This window comes from Mesorhizobium sp. BH1-1-5 (assembly GCF_020165615.1).
Lineage (GTDB): Bacteria > Pseudomonadota > Alphaproteobacteria > Rhizobiales > Rhizobiaceae > Mesorhizobium.
Window position 1 is genome coordinate 1 of the sequence record NZ_JAIUIM010000051.1, and the last position, 19,062, is coordinate 19,062.

The 19,062-nt window shown below is 63.6% G+C and carries 23 protein-coding genes; 9 read left to right on the forward strand and 14 right to left on the reverse strand.

The annotated features are described in order from the left end of the window. Nucleotides 1-136 precede the first annotated feature (136 nt). From LB572_RS33940 to LB572_RS33980, 9 genes are all read right to left on the reverse strand, one after another. On the reverse strand, nt 137-1,228 hold the full coding sequence (locus LB572_RS33940) for a 3-deoxy-7-phosphoheptulonate synthase (RefSeq protein ID WP_224670864.1): 1,092 nt from the start codon (nt 1,226-1,228) through the stop codon (nt 137-139). Nucleotides 1,229-1,453: 225 nt separating this feature from the next. Next, complete coding sequence (locus tag LB572_RS33945; RefSeq protein ID WP_224670865.1) at nt 1,454-1,693, reverse strand: hypothetical protein; 240 nt, start codon at nt 1,691-1,693, stop codon at nt 1,454-1,456. An 89-nt stretch (nt 1,694-1,782) separates the two neighbouring features. Continuing rightward, entirely contained in the window at nt 1,783-2,577 is a 795-nt protein-coding gene (locus LB572_RS33950) for an SDR family oxidoreductase (protein ID WP_224670866.1), read from the reverse strand. A gap of 377 nt (nt 2,578-2,954) precedes the next feature. Beyond that, a complete protein-coding gene (iolG, locus tag LB572_RS33955) occupies nt 2,955-3,947 on the reverse strand; it encodes an inositol 2-dehydrogenase (RefSeq protein ID WP_224670867.1) in 993 nt (330 codons plus the stop codon). A gap of 78 nt (nt 3,948-4,025) precedes the next feature. Then, complete coding sequence (locus tag LB572_RS33960; RefSeq protein ID WP_140807818.1) at nt 4,026-4,796, reverse strand: ATP-binding cassette domain-containing protein; 771 nt, start codon at nt 4,794-4,796, stop codon at nt 4,026-4,028. A gap of 2 nt (nt 4,797-4,798) precedes the next feature. Further along, nucleotides 4,799-5,875 (reverse strand): ABC transporter permease, encoded by a 1,077-nt coding sequence (locus tag LB572_RS33965; RefSeq protein ID WP_140807817.1) that lies wholly within the window; start codon nt 5,873-5,875, stop codon nt 4,799-4,801. 192 nt (nt 5,876-6,067) lie between these two features. Further along, nucleotides 6,068-7,009: a sugar ABC transporter substrate-binding protein gene (locus LB572_RS33970; protein WP_140807816.1), complete on the reverse strand. Its 942-nt coding sequence runs from the start codon at nt 7,007-7,009 to the stop codon at nt 6,068-6,070. A gap of 159 nt (nt 7,010-7,168) precedes the next feature. Next, on the reverse strand, nt 7,169-7,489 hold the full coding sequence (locus tag LB572_RS33975) for a hypothetical protein (RefSeq protein ID WP_224670868.1): 321 nt from the start codon (nt 7,487-7,489) through the stop codon (nt 7,169-7,171). Nucleotides 7,490-7,626: 137 nt separating this feature from the next. Beyond that, nucleotides 7,627-8,658 carry a LacI family DNA-binding transcriptional regulator gene (locus LB572_RS33980; RefSeq protein ID WP_224670869.1) on the reverse strand — a complete coding sequence of 344 codons (1,032 nt, stop codon included), beginning with the start codon at nt 8,656-8,658 and terminating at the stop codon, nt 7,627-7,629. 173 nt (nt 8,659-8,831) lie between these two features. On the opposite strand from LB572_RS33980, the gene LB572_RS33985 reads away from it, so the two are divergent. The 3 genes from LB572_RS33985 to LB572_RS33995 are packed head-to-tail and all read left to right on the forward strand — an operon-like array spanning nt 8,832 to nt 11,525. Then, nucleotides 8,832-9,938, forward strand: a complete 1,107-nt coding sequence (locus LB572_RS33985; protein WP_412033622.1) for a fatty acid desaturase family protein — start codon at nt 8,832-8,834, stop codon at nt 9,936-9,938. A 37-nt stretch (nt 9,939-9,975) separates the two neighbouring features. Then, nucleotides 9,976-10,290 (forward strand): MocE family 2Fe-2S type ferredoxin, encoded by a 315-nt coding sequence (locus tag LB572_RS33990; protein ID WP_224670870.1) that lies wholly within the window; start codon nt 9,976-9,978, stop codon nt 10,288-10,290. 5 nt (nt 10,291-10,295) lie between these two features. After that, complete coding sequence (locus LB572_RS33995) at nt 10,296-11,525, forward strand: NAD(P)/FAD-dependent oxidoreductase (protein WP_224670871.1); 1,230 nt, start codon at nt 10,296-10,298, stop codon at nt 11,523-11,525. Between the two features lie 6 nt (nt 11,526-11,531). Here the strand turns inward: LB572_RS33995 and LB572_RS34000 are convergent, their stop codons facing one another. The 5 genes from LB572_RS34000 to hslV form a co-directional block, all read right to left on the reverse strand. Then, on the reverse strand, nt 11,532-12,491 hold the full coding sequence (locus tag LB572_RS34000; protein ID WP_224670872.1) for a DUF1402 family protein: 960 nt from the start codon (nt 12,489-12,491) through the stop codon (nt 11,532-11,534). 157 nt (nt 12,492-12,648) lie between these two features. Then, on the reverse strand, nt 12,649-13,959 hold the full coding sequence (hslU, locus tag LB572_RS34005; protein WP_140810968.1) for an ATP-dependent protease ATPase subunit HslU: 1,311 nt from the start codon (nt 13,957-13,959) through the stop codon (nt 12,649-12,651). 5 nt (nt 13,960-13,964) lie between these two features. Beyond that, on the reverse strand, nt 13,965-14,564 hold the full coding sequence (locus tag LB572_RS34010) for a DUF2585 domain-containing protein (protein ID WP_224670873.1): 600 nt from the start codon (nt 14,562-14,564) through the stop codon (nt 13,965-13,967). A gap of 4 nt (nt 14,565-14,568) precedes the next feature. Next, on the reverse strand, nt 14,569-15,093 hold the full coding sequence (locus LB572_RS34015; RefSeq protein WP_140810952.1) for a GNAT family N-acetyltransferase: 525 nt from the start codon (nt 15,091-15,093) through the stop codon (nt 14,569-14,571). A 105-nt stretch (nt 15,094-15,198) separates the two neighbouring features. Then, the gene (gene hslV, locus LB572_RS34020; protein ID WP_201412722.1) at nt 15,199-15,750 is read right to left on the reverse strand and encodes an ATP-dependent protease subunit HslV; all 552 of its coding nucleotides are present in this window, start codon (nt 15,748-15,750) and stop codon (nt 15,199-15,201) included. 216 nt (nt 15,751-15,966) lie between these two features. On the opposite strand from hslV, the gene hisB reads away from it, so the two are divergent. From hisB to LB572_RS34050, 6 genes are all read left to right on the forward strand, one after another. Continuing rightward, nucleotides 15,967-16,563: an imidazoleglycerol-phosphate dehydratase HisB gene (hisB, locus tag LB572_RS34025; protein ID WP_224670874.1), complete on the forward strand. Its 597-nt coding sequence runs from the start codon at nt 15,967-15,969 to the stop codon at nt 16,561-16,563. Nucleotides 16,564-16,567: 4 nt separating this feature from the next. After that, entirely contained in the window at nt 16,568-17,044 is a 477-nt protein-coding gene (locus LB572_RS34030; protein WP_224670875.1) for a DUF2628 domain-containing protein, read from the forward strand. Nucleotide 17,045: 1 nt separating this feature from the next. Then, entirely contained in the window at nt 17,046-17,696 is a 651-nt protein-coding gene (gene hisH / locus LB572_RS34035; RefSeq protein WP_224670876.1) for an imidazole glycerol phosphate synthase subunit HisH, read from the forward strand. A gap of 1 nt (nt 17,697) precedes the next feature. After that, entirely contained in the window at nt 17,698-17,988 is a 291-nt protein-coding gene (locus LB572_RS34040; protein WP_224670877.1) for a DUF1330 domain-containing protein, read from the forward strand. 3 nt (nt 17,989-17,991) lie between these two features. Continuing rightward, the gene (gene hisA, locus LB572_RS34045) at nt 17,992-18,735 is read left to right on the forward strand and encodes a 1-(5-phosphoribosyl)-5-[(5-phosphoribosylamino)methylideneamino]imidazole-4-carboxamide isomerase (protein WP_224670878.1); all 744 of its coding nucleotides are present in this window, start codon (nt 17,992-17,994) and stop codon (nt 18,733-18,735) included. Beyond that, nucleotides 18,735-19,062: arginase family protein (locus LB572_RS34050; protein WP_224670879.1), on the forward strand; the 328-nt coding region annotated here is incomplete at its 3' end. The genes hisA and LB572_RS34050, both read left to right, overlap by 1 nt.

The window sequence follows — 19,062 nt, forward strand, 5'->3', positions numbered from 1 at the left end:
CGCGCATCGAGTTCGCAAATGCAACTTGACACCTCAGATAGTCGCTCATCCGTCTCGGCGCTGCGCGCCGATCCACCACCCGGGGGCGAGCCACGGGTCTCGCCCCGTCCTTCGGACCCCACAAGGGAGAAGGTGATCACGCCGCGCCCTGACGGCTGGCGAGCATCTCGCGCTTTACCGACCGGCGCCATTCGACGGCGCCGGCGAGGCCGTGCAGGACCGTCTCGGTGGTCGCCCAGTCGATGCAGCCGTCGGTGATGCTCTGGCCGTAGACGAGCGGCTTGCCGGGCACGACATCCTGCCGGCCGGCGACGAGATTGCTCTCGATCATGACGCCGATGATGCGCTCGTCGCCCGCCGCGACCTGGCCCGCCACGTCATGCGCAACCTTCGGCTGGTTCTCGGGCTTCTTGGCTGAGTTGGCGTGGCTGACATCGATCATCAGCCGCGGCGCGACACCGATACGGCCGAGCTCTCCAGAGGCGGCCTCGACGCTTGCGGCATCATAGTTCGGCGTGATGCCGCCGCGCAGGATGACATGGCAATCCTCATTGCCGGTGGTCGCGGCAATGGCGCTGCGGCCATCCTTTGTGACCGCCATGAAATGATGCGGCTGGGCGGCGGACTTCACCGCTTCGCCGGCGATCCTGAGATTGCCGTCGGTGCCGTTCTTGAAGCCGACCGGGCAGGAGAGGCCCGACGCCAGCTCGCGATGGATCTGGCTTTCGGTGGTGCGCGCGCCGATGGCGCCCCAGGCGACGAGGTCGGCAATGTATTGCGGCGTCGTCATATCGAGGAACTCGGTCGCCGCCGGCAGGCCGAGATTGTTGACGGCCGACAGCACGTTGCGCGCCATGCGCAAGCCCTTGTCGATGTTGAAGCTGCCGTCGAGATCGGGATCGTTGATGAGACCCTTCCAGCCGACCGTGGTGCGCGGCTTCTCAAAATAGACGCGCATGACGATCTCGAGCCGGTCGGCCAGGGCCTCGCGCAGCGCCGCCAGACGGCTGGCGTAGTCCACGGCGGCGACCGGATCGTGAATGGAACAAGGGCCAACGATGACGACCAGTCGATCGTCGGCCCCCGTGAGGATGGAGTGGATGGCGTTGCGCGAGGCGGCAACGGTGCGCGTCGCCGTGAGCGAGCGCGGTATCTCGCGCATCACGTCGTCCGGCGTGCTCAGGACTTTGAGTTCTCTGACCCGAAGGTCGTCTGTGGTGGTCAACACGGCTTTCTGCTCCTGGTTAGGAGACCTGCCGGCTGAAACAAAAAAGCCGCCAGGTCTGGCGGCTTGTCGGATTTTGATCTGGAGTTTTCAGATCGAGCGCAATCCTCCCGCCGCCAGCGAGCTACCGTAGCTAAAGTACCAAAACGAGGCGGTCAGGTGGATCATGCGGCTCATATAGTCGATGTGGAGGTGCTTGTCACGTACCTGTTGACGTTATGCATTGTCTCAGCCTGCAATGTGTTCCTGGCCCTGCGGAAGCCAGATGCCACGCCGAAGCCAGTTAGCCCCAGCCAAATTCGGTATTACGTGGTCCTGATCGAGATCGTTCATATCCTTGATGATCTCGATGCCCATGACTTTTTTGGACGGGAAGGCAAGCTCGAAGAGTTGCAGGGCGTCGGCTTCCGATCGCGCGGTGACGCCAACGCCAAGGTGGCCGCTTGTTGTTATCCAGTATGGATGCATTGGACGCTCTTCCCTGCTTGGGTTTAGCCGCGTCCATATAGCAAACATGGCTCGGAGAGTCCTGGATATGACTGCTCCGAGACCTGATGCTACTCCCCGACGACGCCGGCTATGTTCTGGTCGTAATCGACCAGCGAGCCGGTCATGACGCCGGCCTGGGGGCTGACCATGTAGGTGATCAGCCGGGCAAGCTGGGCAGGCTTGACCAACTGGCCCATCGGCTGCGAAGCCTCGGCCTTTGCCAGCCAGTCGTCCGGCGCATCATGCCATTTCTTCTGGACGAGATCCTCGCCCTCTGTGTCCATCCAGCCCGGCAGCACGGCGTTGCAGCGAATGCGGTTCTTCCGATACGAGCTCGCGACATTCTTGGTCAGCGTCATCAGCGCGCCCTTGCTGGTCGAATAGGGCGTGAGAAAAGACTGGCCGGCATGCGCCGACATCGACAACACGTTGACGATCGAGCCCGGCGCCTTGCGCTCCAAAAGATGCGCGACAAGACCCTGCATCAGGAAGAAGGGGCCGCGCACATTGGTGTCGAATATCTGGTCGAAGACGTCTTCCGTCGTTTCGATCAGCGAACCGCGTGCCGAGGTGGCGGCGGCGTTGACCAGCGCGTTCAGCGTGCCGAAATGCTTGATCGCGGTCTCGACGGCGCGCTTGCAGTCGGCGACCTTGGCGACATCGGCGCTGATGAAGATGGCGTCGACGCCGTTCTTCTTGAGCGCCGCGACCGCCTTGTCGCCCTTTTCCTGCGAGCGGCCGATCAGCGCCAGCGCGCGGCAACCTTCATCCGCCAAGGCCTCGGCAACGGCGAAGCCGATGCCCTGCGCGCCGCCGGTGACGATGGCGCGCGTTTCCGAATTGCGACCGGCCAAACCGCTCATCGCTGTGCTCCTATGTTTTTGACTGCCAATGGATTTTCGAGGTTCATTGAGGTTCCGATCGGTTACTCGGTGTCCTGTCGCAACGTTGATGACTTGGTCGAAGAGCCCTCGACTTCGTCATCCTAGGGCGAAGCAGGAGCGAAGCTCCGTCGCGGAGACCCTAGGATCCATGCCGTGACCCCGGCCGTAGACCGGGGCGGAGCAGAATTCTGCGCCGTCAGCATAGGTTCAACGTAACGGCATGGATCCTCGGGTCTGCGCGCGTCGCTTCGCTCCTTGCTCCGCCCGTGGATGACGACGCGATGGATGTTCCGGCTAATCGCCAACCCTTGCAGACCAACAAACCGACCATCCTTCAAAGCGTTCGCCCAGCCGGACTAGTCGACGCGGACGGTCTTGCCCGTCTTCGCCGATTTCAGCGCCGCATCGGCCAGCTTCAGCGCGATCAGCCCGTCCTTGCCGCTCGGCGCTGCCTTCTTGCCCGCCGTTGCAGCCGCTATGAAGGAAGCGATCTCATTGGCGTAGGCGTCGATGTAGCGGGTCATGAAGAAATCGTGCAGCGGCGGGCGAGTGTAGCCCTTGTCGTTGGCGAGCTCGATCGACACCGGCCGTTGGTTCTCGGCCGCGACCATGCCCTTCGAGCCATGCACCTCGATGCGCTGGTCGTAGCCATAGGTGGCGCGGCGCGAATTGGAGATGACGGCCTGCTTGCCGGAGGCGGTTTCGAGAATGACGCTGACCGAGTCGAAATCGCCCGCGTCGCCGATCTTCTTGTCGACCAGCACCGAGGCATGGGCGCTGACGGCGACCGGCTCCTCGCCAAGCAGGAAGCGCGCCATGTCGAAATCATGGATGGTCATGTCGCGGAAGATGCCGCCGGAGCGGGCGATATAGTCGAGCGGCGGGGCGCCGGGATCGCGCGACGTGATGGTGACCATCTCGACCGTGCCGATGGCGCCGTCGTCGATCGCCTTGCGTACGGCGGCGAAATGCGGATCGAAGCGGCGGTTGAAGCCGACCATCAACGTGGCTTTGGTCTTCTCGACCACCGCCAGGCATTTTTCCACGCGTTTGACGGAAAGATCGATCGGCTTCTCGCAGAAGATCGCCTTGCCGGCCTTGGCGAAGCGCTCGATCAGGTCGGCATGAGTGTCGGTCGGCGTGCAGATGATGACGGCGTCGATATCCCCGGACTTCTCGATGGCTTCGATCGTGCGTACTTCCGCGCCATAGGCGGCGGCGAGCTCCGTCGCCGCTTTCTCGAAGGCGTCGGCCACGGCCACCAGCCTGGCCTGCGGATTGGAGCCGACGGCGCGGGCATGCACCTTGCCGATGCGGCCGGCGCCGAGAAGAGCGAAACGCAGTGTCATGGAATGTCCTTCGAGATGGTTCTGAAAGTTGTCCGCGCCGGGCGGCGCGGATGGTTGGTTTGTCCGTCGTGATGCCGGTCAAGCGGCCTGCAGCTCGGCCTGACCGGTCTTGGCGCCGGTGATGTAGGCGACGATGTCGTTGCCGTCGGTGTCCTGCTTGCGCAGGTTGGCGACGATCTTGCCGCGGCGGAAGACGACGATGCGGTCGACCAGGTCGAACACCTGGCGCATGTTGTGGCTGACCAGGATCAGCGGCTCGCCGTTTTCCTTCAGCGTGCGGATGATGTTTTCGACCTGCGCCGTTTCCTGCACGCCGAGCGCTGCCGTCGGCTCGTCCATGATGATCAGCTTGGAGGCGAAGGTCGCGGTCCTGGCGATGGCCACGCACTGGCGCTGGCCGCCCGACATGTGGCGGATGGTGCTGGACAGGTTCGGGATCTTCACCGCCGTGCGGATCAGCGCCGCCTCGGTCGCCTTGCGCATCGCCTTGCGGTCGAGGATCGAGAACGGCCCGAGATTGAAAAGCACCTTCTCGCGTCCGAGGAACAGGTTCGACGGCACGTCGAGGTCGTCGGCCAGAGCGAGGTTCTGGAACACGGTCTCGATGCCCGCCTCGCGCGCCTCGATCGGGCCGGAGAAATTCACCTCCTTGCCGTCGAACCAGACCTTGCCCTCGGTGCGCTGCTCGACGCCGGTGATCTGGCGCACGAAGGTCGATTTGCCGGCGCCGTTGTCGCCCATGATGGCGACATGCTCGCCCTTGCGCAGCTCGAAATTCGCCTCCTGCAAGGCATGCACGCCGCCATAATGCTTGGTGAGATTTTCGGTCTTCAGAACGATGTCGGACATGTTCAAGCTCCTATCGCCCGGCGGCGCTGGCGCCATTGATCGAGAACAACCGCGCCGACGATGATCACGCCCTTGACCATCTCCTGATAATAGGCGTCGAGGCGCAGGAAGGTGAAGCCGGAAATGATGACGCCGAAGATCAGCGAGCCGATCACGGTGCCGATGATCGAGCCGCGGCCGCCCGACAGCGAAACGCCGCCGATGACCGCCATGGCGATGGCGTCGAGCTCGTACATCACGCCCATGCCGGCCTGGGCGGTGAGGTTCTTGGAGGAGAGCACCACGGCCGCAAGCGCGGCGAGAATGCCGGCAATGGCATAGACCAGCACCTTGTGGTTGGCGATCTTGATGCCGGACATGCGCGCGGCATCCTCGTTGGAGCCGATGGCGTAGCAGTGCTTGCCGTATTTCGTGTAGGTCAGGATGAGCTGGAACAGGATCGCCAGCGAGATGAAGATGACGACCGGCATCAGGCCCTTGCCGATGGCCGCGAAGCTGTCGGTCGGGAACGAGATCGGCTGGCCCTTCGACCACCATTTGGCGACGCCGCGGGCGGTGACCATCATGCCGAGCGTGGCGATGAAAGGCGGAATGCGGGTGTAGGCGATCAGCGCGCCGTTGATCAGGCCGGCGATCAGGCCGCAGCCGATGGCGACCAGCAGCGGCACGATGACCGGCAGGTCGGTCAGGCCGTAGTCGATGAACATCGCCTTGGGATTGGGATTGCCGTTGACGGTGGCGACCTGCGCGAAGCTCATGGCGATCATGGCGGTGGCGCCGACGATCGAACCCGAGGACAGGTCGATGCCGCCGCAGATGATGACCTGGGTGACGCCGATGGCGATGATGCCGACGATCGACACCTGCAGGATGATGATCTGCAGGCGCTGCTCGTTGAAGAGCCCGGAAACGTTCTCGCGGGTGTTGAACAGGAAGCTATCGCCGAGGAAGACGCGGCCGATCAGCTCGAAGGCGGCGACGAGGATGACCAGCGCCAGGAACACGTTGAACTCGGCAGGCCATGGACGCTTCTTGGCGTCGTAACTCAAGCCGCCAATGCCATGCGATGACTGTGACACGTCTTCTTCCTCCGAATGACCGCGCCCGTTCTCCCGCCCTGTGGGGCGGGAGAGGAACAGAGCGGCGCCGCTTCATCAGCAGCCTATTTCAGCCAGTCCGATGCATCGCGGCACCACTCCGCAGTTTGTCTTGACGCAATTCCGTATGGAAAACCGCTACGCACTTTTCCTGGAATTGCGTTGGCGCAACCCTCAGTTCTTCTTCAAGAACTTGTCGATGTTCGCCGGGGTTACGAGCTGGAACGGGATGTAGACCTTGTGTTCCACCTTTTCGCCCTTGGCGAGCTTCAGCGCCGCGTCGAGCGCGCCGGCGCCCTGGCCGGCCGCGTCCTGGAAGACCGTCACGTCGAGATCGCCCGCCTGCATCGCGACGAGCGCATCCTGCGTGGCGTCGACGCCGCCGACCACGACCGCCTTCATGTCGACATTGGCGGCCTTCATCGCCTGGATGGCGCCGATGGCGCTTTCGTCGTTGTTGGCGATGACGCCATCGAACGCCTTGCCCGACGACAGCCAGTTGGTCATCAGGTTCTGGGCCTGGTCACGGTCCCAGTTCGAGGTCTGCTTGTCGATGATCTTGATGAAGCTGCAGTCCGGCGTGGCGATGACCTCCTCGATGTCCTTGGTGCGCTGCACCGCGGCCTGGTTCGAGAGCTCGCCCATGATCACATAGACATTGGCTTCCTTCTTGCCGGCTTCCTTGAACAGGCGGCAGGCTTCCTTGGTCTCGAGCGTGCCGGATTCGGCTTCGTTCGAAGCGACGAAGGCCTGGTTGTCGGGCAGCGTGTCGACATTGACCGGCTGGCGGTTGACATAGACCAGCGGGATCTTGGCGGCGGCGGCGGCATCCGACATCGCCTGTGTGGCCGAGGTGTCGACCGGATTGACGATGATGGCGTCGACGCCCGAGGCGGCGAAGTTCTTGATCTGGTCGAGCTGCTTGGCCACGTCGTTCTGCGCGTCTTCGACCTGCAGTTCCACGCCGCTCATGCCCTTGGCCTGCGCGATCATGCCGTTGCGCAGCACGGTCAGGAAATTGTCGTCGAACTTGGCCATCGAAACGCCGATCTTGGCGGCGAAGGCGGATGAGCACATCAGCGCCGAAAGCGCGACGCCCAAAAGCAGTTTCTTCATTTTATCTCTCCTCCACTTGGTGTCCGGCTGCACCCATTTGAACCGGAATCCCCGGTTTGCCCGGGGAATCTCTCCCTGCGGCCATGCGGCGTTGCCATTCGAGTGGAACGCCTCTTCCTTCGTTCGAACAGACGTTCCGGAACGAAAGAACCAAAAAGCCTAGTCGGTGAAATATTCATTCCATTTCGTTTTGGAAACGTCAAGGGCGATTCCGATCGGAGCAGCCGGTTTTTCGATCCCGATGACCGCGACGAAGACCACGACTGTCGGCGCATGGGCCATAATCGCGGCAAAACCACCGTGAAAGAATCCATCAGGCTGATGGATTCTTTCACGGCGATTGCGTCGCTGCAGGGGTCGGTTCCCCGACACCGGGATTTTTGAAAGGTTGCCGTTTGTCTCGGCGCAACATTTTCCGTTCATTTCCATGAAATCAGTACAAACGCCGGGGATTGGTCGAGGCCGCCCCAACCTCGTCATTCCAGGGTCTTCGCGACGGAGCTTCGCTTCCTGCTCCGCCCTAGAATGATCGCGATGGGGCGCTTCGGCCAACCTCCAACACATGCCGCCTGCCAATGCAAACGGAGCCGACCGGGCAAAATCCCTGTGCCCGAAGCCTAGATGTTTTCCGGCAGATAGATGTCGAAGGGCAGGAAGGTCTGTCCCGGCGCATTGGCGGCGCCGCTTTCGATGGCATGGGCCATCAGCCCGGCGAGTTCCCGGCAAAGCGCGGCAAGCGGCGTCGAGATCACCATGGTGAGGATGTTGTCGGCGAGTGCGGCGCGCGAGACGGCGTTGATCTCGTTGCAGATGACGACCGGCATCTCCGGCGGGTTCGCCACCCTCAGCGCCGAGACGGCACCTTCCATGCCGCCACCGGCGACATAGCAGCCGGCAAGATCGGGATGGCGCGCAAGGAGATCGAGCATGGCGTCATGCGTCACGTCATTGGCCTCGAGGTTGACCAGCGTCTCCATCACGGTGAAGTCCGGCGCATGCTCGCGAAAGAAGGAGCGGAAACCGATCTCGCGCAGTTCATGGCCATGGAAGCGATGGCTGCCGACGAACAGGGCGACCTTGCCCGGCTTCCTCGCCGCCTTGGCGATCATCCAGGCGGCGCTGCGCCCTACCTTGCGGTTGTCGAGCCCGACATAGCCTTCGCGGATGCCGGCGGCAAAATCGGACAGCAGCGAGAAGACCGGCTGCCCCCTCGCCTTCAGCGCCTCCACGACCGCCGTCAGCGTCGGGTGATCCGGGCCGACGACGGCGATGGCTCTCGACTTGGCCGCCAGCTTGCGCATCTGGCCGGCGATCTCGTCGGGCGCCAGCGACGTGGCGAAGTCGATCGCGGCAGTGCCGCGGAACCGTTGCGACTGCGCGACCGCCAGCTCGAGTTCCCGGGCGAAATCGCCATAGAAGACATCATTGCCCCTCAGCAACAGGAAGCCGAGGCGATATTCCGGCAATTCCTGGCGCATGCGCTGCTTGATCAGCCCCGCCGCGTGATAGCCGATCTCGGTGGCGGCCTCGTAGACCCGGCGCGCCGTCTCCTCGCGCACCGGCAGGCGGCTGTTCAGCACCCTGTCGACGGTGGCGACGCTGACGCCCGAGACGCGCGCGAGATCGGTAATGGTCGGTCGCTTTGCCATGAATGCTCCATCGCTTACCCGAATGAGCCTATCTCATTCTGATAGGAAATGATAGAAACTATCTTTCTGACGTTGAGACTATCATAGGCTGGCGGTATGTTGAAGTGGAAGCCAGCCATGGACGAGCCTGGACTTATCTGAGCCGCTCGCCAGATGCCGTTGGAGGAACCTGAATGACGGCCATGACGTCTTCCGCGGCGTCGCCACGCGACTACAGCCTGATCGGCCGCGACGCAAAGCGCGCGGTCGAGAGCGGGCTGGCGGCGGCCGAGTGGTACCATACCGATATCCCGCGCAAGCAGATGAAGGAGTTGATGCAACGCTCCGACCAGCCGGCGATCCGCGACACCATCATCTGGCTGGCCGCCTTCGTCGTCAGCGCCGCAGGCGGCATCTGGTTCTGGGGCAGTTGGTGGTGCGTGCCGTTCCTGTTCGTCTACGGCACGCTCTACGGCTCCTCGACCGATTCCCGCTGGCATGAATGCGGCCACGGCACGGCCTTCCGCACGCAGCGGATGAACGACGCCGTCTACCAACTCGCCTGCTTCATGATCATGCGCAACCCGGTGACCTGGCGCTGGAGCCACACGCGCCACCACACCGACACCATCATCGTCGGCCGCGACCCGGAGATCGCCGTCATGCGGCCGCCGGACCTTGCGCGCGTGGTGCTCAACTTCTTCGGCATCCTCGACGCCTGGCACGCGATGGTCGACATGGTGCGCAATGCCGCCGGCGTCATCAGCGCCGCGGAAAAGACCTTCATTCCCGAGCAGGAGCAGCCGAAGGCGATCCGCGTGGCGCGCATCTGGCTCGCCATCTACATCGCGACCATCGCATTGGCCCTTTATCTGCATTCCTGGCTGCCGCTGATGCTGATCGGCCTGCCCCGCCTCTATGGCGCCTGGCATCACGTGATGACCGGCCTGCTGCAGCATGGCGGCCTCGCCGACAACGTCGTCGACCACCGCCTGAACAGCCGCACGGTGCTGATGAACCCGATCAGCCGGTTCATCTACTGGAACATGAACTACCATGTAGAGCACCACATGTTCCCGATGGTGCCTTATCACGCGCTGCCTAAGCTGCATGAGATGATCAAGCACGACCTGCCGGCGCCGACGCCTTCGATCCTGGCCGGCTATCGCGAGATGGTCCCGGCCTTCCTGCGACAGCTGCGCAACGAGGATTATTTCCTCAAGCGCGCGCTGCCGCCGACGGCGAAGCCCTACCGGGAAGAGCTGCACAACGACATTCCGATGGCGGCAGCTGCCGAGTGAGCGGCCCGACCACGACCATGAATTTCAGGAGGACGAGATGAGCGAGTGGGTCGAGGCGTGCGCGGCCGGAGACATCGATGAAGAGGACGTGATGCGTTTCGACCATGGCGGCCGCGCCTTCGCCATCTATCGCAGCCCGGACGACGAATATTTCGCCACCGACGGCCTGTGCACGCATGAAAAAGTGCATCTGGCCGACGGGCTGGTGATGGATGACATCATCGAATGCCCCAAGCACAATGGCCGTTTCAACTACAAGACCGGCGACGCCCGCGGCGCGCCGGTCTGCGTCAACCTGAAGACCTATCCGGTCAAGGTCGACGCCGGAAAAGTCCTCATTCAGGTCGGGTGACGACGATGACGGGAGGAATGGTGATCGTCGGCGCAGGCGAATGCGGCGGCCGCGCCGCGCTTGCGCTGCGCGATCTCGGCTTCGAAGGGCCGGTGACGCTGGTCGGCGACGAGCCGCATCCGCCCTATGAGCGGCCGCCGCTGTCGAAGGAAGCGATGACCGGCGAGGCACCGGCCATCAAGGCGATCGCCAGCGACGAGCTCTTCGCCGAACGCTCGATCCGGCACATCCACTCCGTCCGGGCCGTCGCGATCGACCGCGCCGCGCATCTCGTGCGGCTGTCGGACGGATCCTCCCTGCCATATGAAAAGCTTTTGCTGGCGACCGGATCGGTGCCGCGCAAGTTGCCGATGCAGGGGTTGGGCGCACGCTGCGTCTATCTGAGAACTTTCAACGACGCTTTGGCCATCCGCGCCCATCTCAGCGCCGGAAACCGCGTCGCCATCATCGGCGGCGGCTTCATCGGCCTCGAGCTTGCCGCTTCGGCGCGCAAGCTCGGCGCCACGGTCACGGTCATCGAGGCGCAACCACGCATCCTGATGCGCGGCGTACCGGCCGAGATTGCCGAGATCATCCACAAGGCGCATGAGGCCGAGGGCGTTGCGATCCGCACCGGCCAGGGCATCGCCGCTATTGCCGACGACGGCAAGGACGTCGCCATCACGCTGGCCGACGGACAGACGATCGCCGCCGATCTCGCGGTGATCGGCATCGGCGCCGTGCCGGTGACGGCGCTTGCCGCCGAAGCGGGGCTGGCAATCGACAACGGCATCGCCGTCGACGCGCATCTGGGCACCGCCGACCCGGATATCTTCGCCGCCGGCGATTGCTGCTCGTTCCCGCTCGCGGTCTATGGCGCACGGCGCGTGCGGCTTGAGGCCTGGCGCAACGCGCAGGAACAGGGCGCCTTAGCCGCGAGGAACATGCTGGGCGCCGGCGAGGCGCATGCCGCCGTGCCGTGGTTCTGGTCGGATCAGTACGGGCTGACCCTGCAGATCGCCGGACTTTCGGACGAGGGTCGCTCGATCGTCCGGCGCGACCTCGACGACGGTGCCTTCATCCTGTTCCATTTGGCGCAGGATGGCAGGTTGGTCGCCGCAAGCGGCATCGGCCCCGGCAACGCGGTGGCGCGCGACATCCGGCTGGCGGAGATGCTGATCGCCAGGCGGGCAACGCCGGCGCCGGAGGCGCTCGGCTCGCAAGCGGTCAAGCTGAAATCGCTGCTCGCGGCGTAAGGTTTTCTAGAAAAGCGCCTTCAGCTCGTCCAGCTTGTCGTTGACCAGCCAGCCGTAATAGTTCTCTTCGGGCAGCTTTTCGGCTTGGCCTTCGGCGCGGCGCTTGTCGTTCTCGGCTTTCAGCGCATAGGCGCGCTGCTCGGGATTGCCGACATTGTAGAGCGTCGCGGTGATGCCCGGATTGTGCGAGATGTCGAAGCCGGCAATGCCGCGGTAGGCGTCGATCGACTTCTTGATGGTCGCGGCGACGTAAGGCAGCGTCAGGTCGGGATCCATAATGGTCTTGTAGACGGCGTTGGGATCATCGACATCGAGCTTCGGCAGCCCGGAGACCTTGTGCACCAAATCGCTCATCTGCAGCGCGGTCAGTGGGTTCAACTGGCCGAGCCCGAAAGTCTGGCCGGCATAGTAAGGCTGGAAGAAGGTGGCGCCGAAGCGGTCGTTGGGGAAATCCTCGCCGCCGACGGTCTTGCCGCGGAAGGATCGGTTCCACACCTGCTCGCGGCATTCCCAAAGGTCGTAGCTGTCGTCCGTGCCGGCGCATTTCTTGAATTCCGGCCGCTGGATGAAATCCGAGATGTCCTCGCCGTGATAGGCGAAGGAAAGCTTGCTCGACAAATATGAGATCGCCTTGACGTAGTAGGTCTGCAGCCGGTCATAGGCGTCGACATTGTAGGTGTGCTCGCCGACGATGGCGCCGACGATATGCATCGGGTCGATGCCGTAGGCGGCAGCCGCCTTCCTGATCTTGGCGCGAAGGTCGGCGTCGTTCTGCAGCAGCGCGTAGACCTTGCGGTACTTGGCCTGGAAGGTGGTGTTGGTGGCCTGGGTGCGCCGGCTTGAGGCGCCCGGAATATCCGGCTGCACGTTGTTGCGGTTGCCCGGCGGCACCATCGTCGCCGCGTCGGCGATCGTCACCGCCGCCGCCAGGGCAAGACCAACCAGGAGTAGTATGTATTTCTTCATAAGCCGCCGCCTTTGACCGGCGGCAAACTAGGAAAAGCGCACGGGAGAGTCGAGAGAGGCCTTCAGCCTGCTGCTGCGAATGGTGGCCAGATGCTTCCATTTGGCCACACTTTGGATTTCGGGCCGGCCTGCAGGCCGACCCGAAATTAGCCGAAGATCAGAGAATGAAGCGCGACAGGTCGGTGTTGCGCGACAGGTCGCCCACATGCTTCTCGACATAGGCGGCGTCGATGGTGACGGCGGTGCCATTGCGGTCCGGAGCGTCGTAGGAAATCTCGTCCAGCACGCGCTCCATCACCGTCTGCAGGCGCCGCGCGCCGATATTCTCGACGCTGGCGTTGAGATCGACGGCGATGCCGGCAAGCGAATCGATAGCGTCGTCGGTGAATGTCAGCTCGACGCCTTCGGTCTTCATCAGCGCGATATATTGCTTGATGAGGCTTGCCTCGGTCTCGGTGAGGATGCGGACGAAATCCGCCTTCTCCAGCGCGCGCAGCTCGACACGGATGGGGAGGCGGCCTTGCAGCTCCGGCAAAAGGTCGGACGGCTTGGAGACGTGGAAGGCGCCCGAAGCGATGAACAGGATATGGTCGGTCTTGATCGGCCCATATTTGGTCGCGACCGTGGTGCCTTCGACCAGCGGCAGCAGGTCGCGCTGCACGCCTTCGCGGGACGGGCCGCCCGAAATGTCGCTCCTGGCGGCGATCTTGTCGATCTCGTCGAGGAAGACGATGCCGTCGTTCTCGGCCGATTCCAGCGCCCTGCGCACCACCTCGTCCTGGTCGAGCAGCTTGTCGGACTCGTCATTGACCAGCAGTGCATAGGAATCGCGCACCGTAGTCTTGCGGGTCTTGGTCTTGCGGCCACCCATCGCCTTCGACAGCATGTCGTTGATGTTGAGCACGCCGACATTGGCGCCCGGCATGCCGGGAATCTCGAAGCCGGGCATGCCGCCGGTGCCGGTGTCGGCCACCTCGATCTCGATTTCCTTGTCGTCGAGCTCGCCGTCGCGCAGCTTCTTGCGGAAAGAGTCGCGGGTCGCGGGGCTCGCCGTCTTGCCGACGAGGGCTTCCAGCACGCGCTCCTCGGCATTGACCTGGGCGCGCGCATTGACGTCGCCGCGCATCTTCTCGCGGGCCAAGCCGATGGCGACTTCGACGAGGTCGCGCACGATCTGCTCGACGTCGCGGCCGACATAGCCGACCTCGGTGAATTTTGTCGCCTCGACCTTGACGAAGGGCGCGCCGGCGAGCCGCGCTAGGCGGCGCGAGATCTCGGTCTTGCCGACGCCGGTCGGGCCGATCATCAGGATGTTCTTCGGCATCACCTCTTCGCGCATCTGGCCTTCCAGCTGCTGGCGGCGCCAGCGGTTGCGCAAGGCAATGGCCACGGCGCGCTTGGCGTCCTTCTGGCCGATGATGAAGCGGTCGAGTTCCGAAACGATTTCGCGGGGAGAAAAGGTGCTCATATTACTCAAATTCCACTTTGCCACTGCCTGATGGACTCGAACGGATGCAGCAGCATGATCACGTTGAGCGTCAGATTGTCCCGGATGATGTAGCCCGTGCCGAGCTCGAAGATGAGCGCCAGGGCCACGATCACCCATATAGGTAGCCTTCGCGCCATCACAAATCCCAGCGCCATGAACAGCGTGTCGGACACCGAGTTGATGATGGAGTCGCCGTAATAGTTCAGCGAAATGGTGCCGGCGCGGTAGCGGTCGATGATGAAGGGGCTGTTCTCCAGAAGCTCCCAGCCGCCTTCGACGAGGACCGCGAAAGCCAGCCTCAGCCCTATCGGCGAGCGCGGAAAGAGGAACCTCGCCAGCGCATAGAAGAGAAAGCCGTGGATGATGTGCGAGAAGGTGTACCAGTCGGCGATGTGCTGGGAATTCTCGGAGCTGTCGACCACGCCGTGCCAGAGCTTGACGTAGCCGCAGGTGCAGATCGGCGGATGGCCCATGCCGTACAAGGCGCCCGCCTGGAAGATGACCAAAGCGAGCACGAGCAACAGGCCCATGCGCCAGCTGTCTTCGTAAGCCGAAAGCGTCTTGTCCTCTCCAGGCGCGATCATTTTGTCAGTCCCCCAGATTTTCATCGTCCTCGGCCGTATCGACGGCCATCAGCACGACGTCCCCATATTGCGAATGCCTGCGGCCTATCTGCCTGAAGCCGGCCTTCTCATAGGCCCGGATGGCGCGGCCATTGTCGGGATGCGGATCGATGATGACGCGCGGCGCGCCTTCCTCGAAAAGCTCCTCGACGAACTGGCGCAGGATGGCCGAGCCATGACCGACACCGACCAGCTCCGGCGGACCGATCGTGAGATCGATGCCCAGCGTGCCAAAGGGCTGGTCGGCATAGGGATGGTCGTCCTCCATATGCGGATCGTAGCTCTGCAGGTAGGCGATCGGCCTGCCGTCGAGCTCGACGATCAGCGGCTCCACCGAAACCGAATCCATATGCTCGCGGATCTCGGCGATTTCCTTTGCCGGATCATCCCACCATTGGGCGACATGCGGCTCGCGCAGCCATGTGCCGATCAATGGCAGGTCCTTCTCGGTGACCGGCCGAAAATCGTAGCTATGTTCCTGATTGACCATGATCTCATCCAAAAACCGGTTCCCACTTTTTGGGATCATGTGCCTGATTGACCATGATCTTGTCCAAAAACCGGTTCCCACTTTTTGGGATCACGGTCGGCCAGCTCAAGCGGCATCGAGCGTTTCGACGACGAAATTGTTGTTGGTGTAGACGCAGATGTCGGACGCGATCTGCATCGCCTTGCGGGCGATCTCCTCGGCGTCCTTGTCGGTGTCGATCAGGGCGCGGGCCGCGGCCAGCGCGTAATTGCCGCCGGAGCCGATGGCCATGACGCCATGCTCGGGCTCCAGCACGTCGCCATTGCCGGTCAGCGCCAGCGACACCGACTTGTCGGCGACCAGCATCATGGCTTCCAGGCGGCGCAGATAGCGGTCGGTGCGCCAGTCCTTGGCCAGCTCGACGCAGGCGCGCGTCAGCTGGTCGGGATATTGTTCGAGCTTGGCCTCGAGCCGCTCGAGCAGGGTGAAGGCGTCGGCGGTAGCGCCCGCGAAACCGGCAATGACGCTGCCGCCCTTGCCGATGCGGCGCACCTTGCGGGCGTTGCCCTTCATGATCGTCTGGCCAAGGCTGACCTGGCCATCGCCGGCGATCACGACCTTGTTGCCCTTGCGCACGCTGACGATGGTCGTGGCGTGCATGGTGAGTTCATTCGACATTTTAGCTCCGATTCGCGCTATCCCTCTAGAAAGGCGATTGGCGCGGTACGAGTAAGTTTTATCGGCCATATGTATGCATGAGGCCAACGATTGCAAACCGGTCCTGGCCTGGGTCGACAGCGACCGGAATGGCAACTGGCAATCGCCGGATCATGCTGATAGAAGGCTCTCGTTTTCAAGCCCCGGGGCCTCCGAACGGGCAACAAGGACAGAGCGATGACGCGTTCCGCCGAAGTCAGCCGCAAGACCAAGGAAACCGAGATTTCGGTCTCCCTCCATGTCGACGGCAAGGGAAAGTCCGACATTTCGACCGGCGTCGGCTTCTTCGACCATATGCTCGACCAGCTGTCGCGGCATTCGCTGATCGACATGACGATCAAGGCCAAGGGCGACCTGCATATCGACGACCACCACACGGTCGAGGACACCGGCATCGCGATCGGCCAGGCACTGAGCAAGGCGCTGGGCGAGCGGCGCGGCATCATGCGCTATGCCTCGATCGACCTCGCCATGGATGAGACGCTGACCAGGGCCGCGATAGACGTCTCCGGCCGGCCCTTCCTGGTCTGGAACGTCGCCTTCTCGTCGCCGAAGATCGGCACGTTCGACACCGAGCTGGTGCGCGAGTTCTTCCAGGCGCTGGCGCAGAATGCCGGCATCACGCTGCATGTGAACAATCATTACGGCGCCAACAACCATCATATCGCCGAAACCTGCTTCAAAGCGGTGGCGCGAGCGCTGCGCGCGGCGCTGGAGCCCGATCCGCGCCAGCCCGACGCGGTGCCGTCCACCAAGGGATCCCTGAAAGGATAACCCTATGGCGATCTATGTCGTGATGGAGCCGCCGGCCGGCGGCAACAGGGCCGGGGACGCAATTTTCGTGCGCGACAGCTTCACCTGGCTGGGTTTTCTGGTCGCGCCGCTCTGGCTCGCCTGGCACCGGCTGTGGATAGAGGCGGCCTTGACCTTCATCGTCATGGCGCTCCTGTCGGTGGCCGGCGAGAGGCTCGGGCTCGAAGGGGCCGGATCGCTGCTGTCGCTGCTGGTCTCGCTCTATGTCGGGTTCGAAGGCCAGGGCCTGCGCATCGCTTCGCTGCGCCGGCGCGGCTGGCGCGAATGGGGCGTGGTCGAAGCCGGCAATCTCGGCGATGCCGAGACGCGCTACGCGCTGGAGACCGGCGACGATGGCGAGGAGGAACCCGCCATGCCGCGCATCGTGCCGGATGCGTCGCAGGCCCGTCCGCCGCAGACCGGCATGGCGCTGGGCTTGACCCACACGCCTGGAAGGCCCTGACATGCGGGTAGCCATCATCGACTACGGCTCGGGCAATCTGCGCTCGGCCACCAAGGCCTTCGAGCGCGCCGCGCATGAGGCGGGCCTTGCCGCGACGATCGATCTGACGGCCGACGCCGAGCGGGTGCGTTCCGCCGACCGCATCGTGCTGCCGGGCGTCGGCGCCTATGCCGATTGCGCCGCCGGACTTCGTGCCGTTGCCGGCATGTGGGAGGCGGTGGAAGAGGCGGCCCTTCGCAAGGGACGGCCGTTCCTCGGCATCTGCGTCGGCATGCAGCTGATGTCGGAACGCGGGTTGGAGAAAACCGTCACCAAGGGCCTCGGCTGGATCGCCGGCGACGTCAAGGAGATCACGCCCTCCGACCCGGCGCTGAAGATCCCGCAGATCGGCTGGAACACGATCGAGCTTGCCCGCCCGCATCCGCTGTTTTCCGGCATCGAGACCGGCCCGAAGGGGCTGCACGCCTATTTCGTCCATTCCTATCATCTTGAGGCGAAGAACCCGGCCGAGGTTCTGGCGACAGCGGACTATGGCGGGCCGGTCACGGCCGCGGTTGCCCGCGACAACCTCGCCGGCACGCAGTTCCATCCCGAAAAGAGCCAGGCGCTCGGCCTGGCTTTGATCACCAACTTCCTGAAATGGAGGCCCTAACATGAGCAAGAAGGGCTATTGGATCGCGCTGATCGACGTGCGCGACCCGGAAATCTATAAAAAATACATCGAAGCCAACGCCAGGGCGTTCGCCAAATATGGGGCGAAGTTCATCGTTCGGGCGGGCCGCTATGAAAACCCCGAAACGCCGACGGGAAATCGCCACGTGGTGGTGGAGTTCGATTCCTACGACACGGCGGTAGCCTGCTACCAATCGCCGGAGTATCAGGAGGCCTCGAAGTTCCGGCTCGCCGCTTCGACCGGCCATTTCGTCATCGTCGAGGGTCCCTGACCCATGATCCTGTTTCCGGCGATAGACCTCAAGGACGGCCAATGCGTGCGCCTGAAGCACGGCGACATGGCCACCGCCACCATCTACAACGACGATCCGGCTGCCCAGGCCAAGGCCTTCGAGGATCAGGGCTTCGAGTGGCTGCATGTCGTCGATTTGAACGGCGCCTTCAAGGGCCAGAGCGTCAATTCGGCGGCAGTCGGCGCCATCCTGAAGGCGACGAAGAACCCGGTGCAGCTCGGCGGCGGCATCCGCACCTTGCCGCAGATCGAGGACTGGCTGGATCGCGGCCTCGCCCGCGTCATCCTGGGCACGGTCGCGGTGCGCGAGCCGGAACTGGTCAAGCAAGCCTGCAAGGCGTTCCCGGGCAAGGTCGCCGTCGGCATCGACGCCAAGGGCGGCAAGGTGGCGGTGGAAGGCTGGGCCGAGGCCTCCGAGCTCGGCGTGATCGAGCTGGCCAGGAAATTCGAGGGCGCGGGCGTCGCCGCCATCATCTACACCGACATCGACCGCGACGGCGTGCTTTCCGGCATCAACTGGGATTCGACGATCAGCCTCGCCGAGGCGGTGTCCATCCCGGTGATCGCGTCCGGCGGCCTCGCCTCGATCGCCGACATCGTGCGCATGACGATGCCCGATGCGCAAAAACTCGAAGGCGCGATCTCCGGTCGCGCCCTATATGACGGACGTATCGACCCGGCCGAGGCGCTGGCGATCCTGCGCGGCGAGCGGGCGGAGGCAGAATAGTGAACATTTCCATCATCCTGGCATCCTATGACAGCGGTCATTTCCACGGCGGCTGCGGCCAGGGCCCGGACGCGCTGATCTCGGGCGGACTGGCCGAGGCGCTGAAGCTTGCCGGCCACGACGTTGAGGTGCATGACATCGGCAAGGTGGTCGAGGACGAAGAAGAGCGCGAGATCGGCACCGGATTCGCCGTCTGCAACGCCGTTTCGGGCGAGGTCCGCATCGCGATGGACAAGAAGCGGTTTCCGATCGTGCTGGCCGGCAACTGCCTGACCGCCGCCGGCGCCGGGGCCGGCGCCGGCGCGGCCGCCCGTGCCGTGCTGTCGC

Excerpts from the sequence above, each read along its gene's own strand:
- LB572_RS34000 (WP_224670872.1), bottom strand. The coding sequence starts at position 12,491 with ATGAAGAAATACATACTACTCCTGGTTGGTCTTGCCCTGGCGGCGGCG.
- LB572_RS33945 (WP_224670865.1), bottom strand. The coding sequence starts at position 1,693 with ATGCATCCATACTGGATAACAACAAGCGGCCACCTTGGCGTTGGCGTC.
- LB572_RS34010 (WP_224670873.1), bottom strand. The coding sequence starts at position 14,564 with ATGATCGCGCCTGGAGAGGACAAGACGCTTTCGGCTTACGAAGACAGC.
- LB572_RS33985 (WP_412033622.1), top strand. The coding sequence starts at position 8,832 with ATGACGGCCATGACGTCTTCCGCGGCGTCGCCACGCGACTACAGCCTG.
- hisH (WP_224670876.1), top strand. The coding sequence starts at position 17,046 with ATGCGGGTAGCCATCATCGACTACGGCTCGGGCAATCTGCGCTCGGCC.
- LB572_RS33960 (WP_140807818.1), bottom strand. The coding sequence starts at position 4,796 with ATGTCCGACATCGTTCTGAAGACCGAAAATCTCACCAAGCATTATGGC.
- hslV (WP_201412722.1), bottom strand. The coding sequence starts at position 15,750 with ATGTCGAATGAACTCACCATGCACGCCACGACCATCGTCAGCGTGCGC.
- hisA (WP_224670878.1), top strand. The coding sequence starts at position 17,992 with ATGATCCTGTTTCCGGCGATAGACCTCAAGGACGGCCAATGCGTGCGC.
- iolG (WP_224670867.1), bottom strand. The coding sequence starts at position 3,947 with ATGACACTGCGTTTCGCTCTTCTCGGCGCCGGCCGCATCGGCAAGGTG.
- LB572_RS34030 (WP_224670875.1), top strand. The coding sequence starts at position 16,568 with ATGGCGATCTATGTCGTGATGGAGCCGCCGGCCGGCGGCAACAGGGCC.
- LB572_RS33995 (WP_224670871.1), top strand. The coding sequence starts at position 10,296 with ATGACGGGAGGAATGGTGATCGTCGGCGCAGGCGAATGCGGCGGCCGC.
- LB572_RS33970 (WP_140807816.1), bottom strand. The coding sequence starts at position 7,009 with ATGAAGAAACTGCTTTTGGGCGTCGCGCTTTCGGCGCTGATGTGCTCA.
- LB572_RS33950 (WP_224670866.1), bottom strand. The coding sequence starts at position 2,577 with ATGAGCGGTTTGGCCGGTCGCAATTCGGAAACGCGCGCCATCGTCACC.
- LB572_RS34015 (WP_140810952.1), bottom strand. The coding sequence starts at position 15,093 with ATGGTCAATCAGGAACATAGCTACGATTTTCGGCCGGTCACCGAGAAG.
- hisB (WP_224670874.1), top strand. The coding sequence starts at position 15,967 with ATGACGCGTTCCGCCGAAGTCAGCCGCAAGACCAAGGAAACCGAGATT.
- hslU (WP_140810968.1), bottom strand. The coding sequence starts at position 13,959 with ATGAGCACCTTTTCTCCCCGCGAAATCGTTTCGGAACTCGACCGCTTC.
- LB572_RS33980 (WP_224670869.1), bottom strand. The coding sequence starts at position 8,658 with ATGGCAAAGCGACCGACCATTACCGATCTCGCGCGCGTCTCGGGCGTC.
- LB572_RS33990 (WP_224670870.1), top strand. The coding sequence starts at position 9,976 with ATGAGCGAGTGGGTCGAGGCGTGCGCGGCCGGAGACATCGATGAAGAG.
- LB572_RS33975 (WP_224670868.1), bottom strand. The coding sequence starts at position 7,489 with ATGACGAGGTTGGGGCGGCCTCGACCAATCCCCGGCGTTTGTACTGAT.
- LB572_RS34040 (WP_224670877.1), top strand. The coding sequence starts at position 17,698 with ATGAGCAAGAAGGGCTATTGGATCGCGCTGATCGACGTGCGCGACCCG.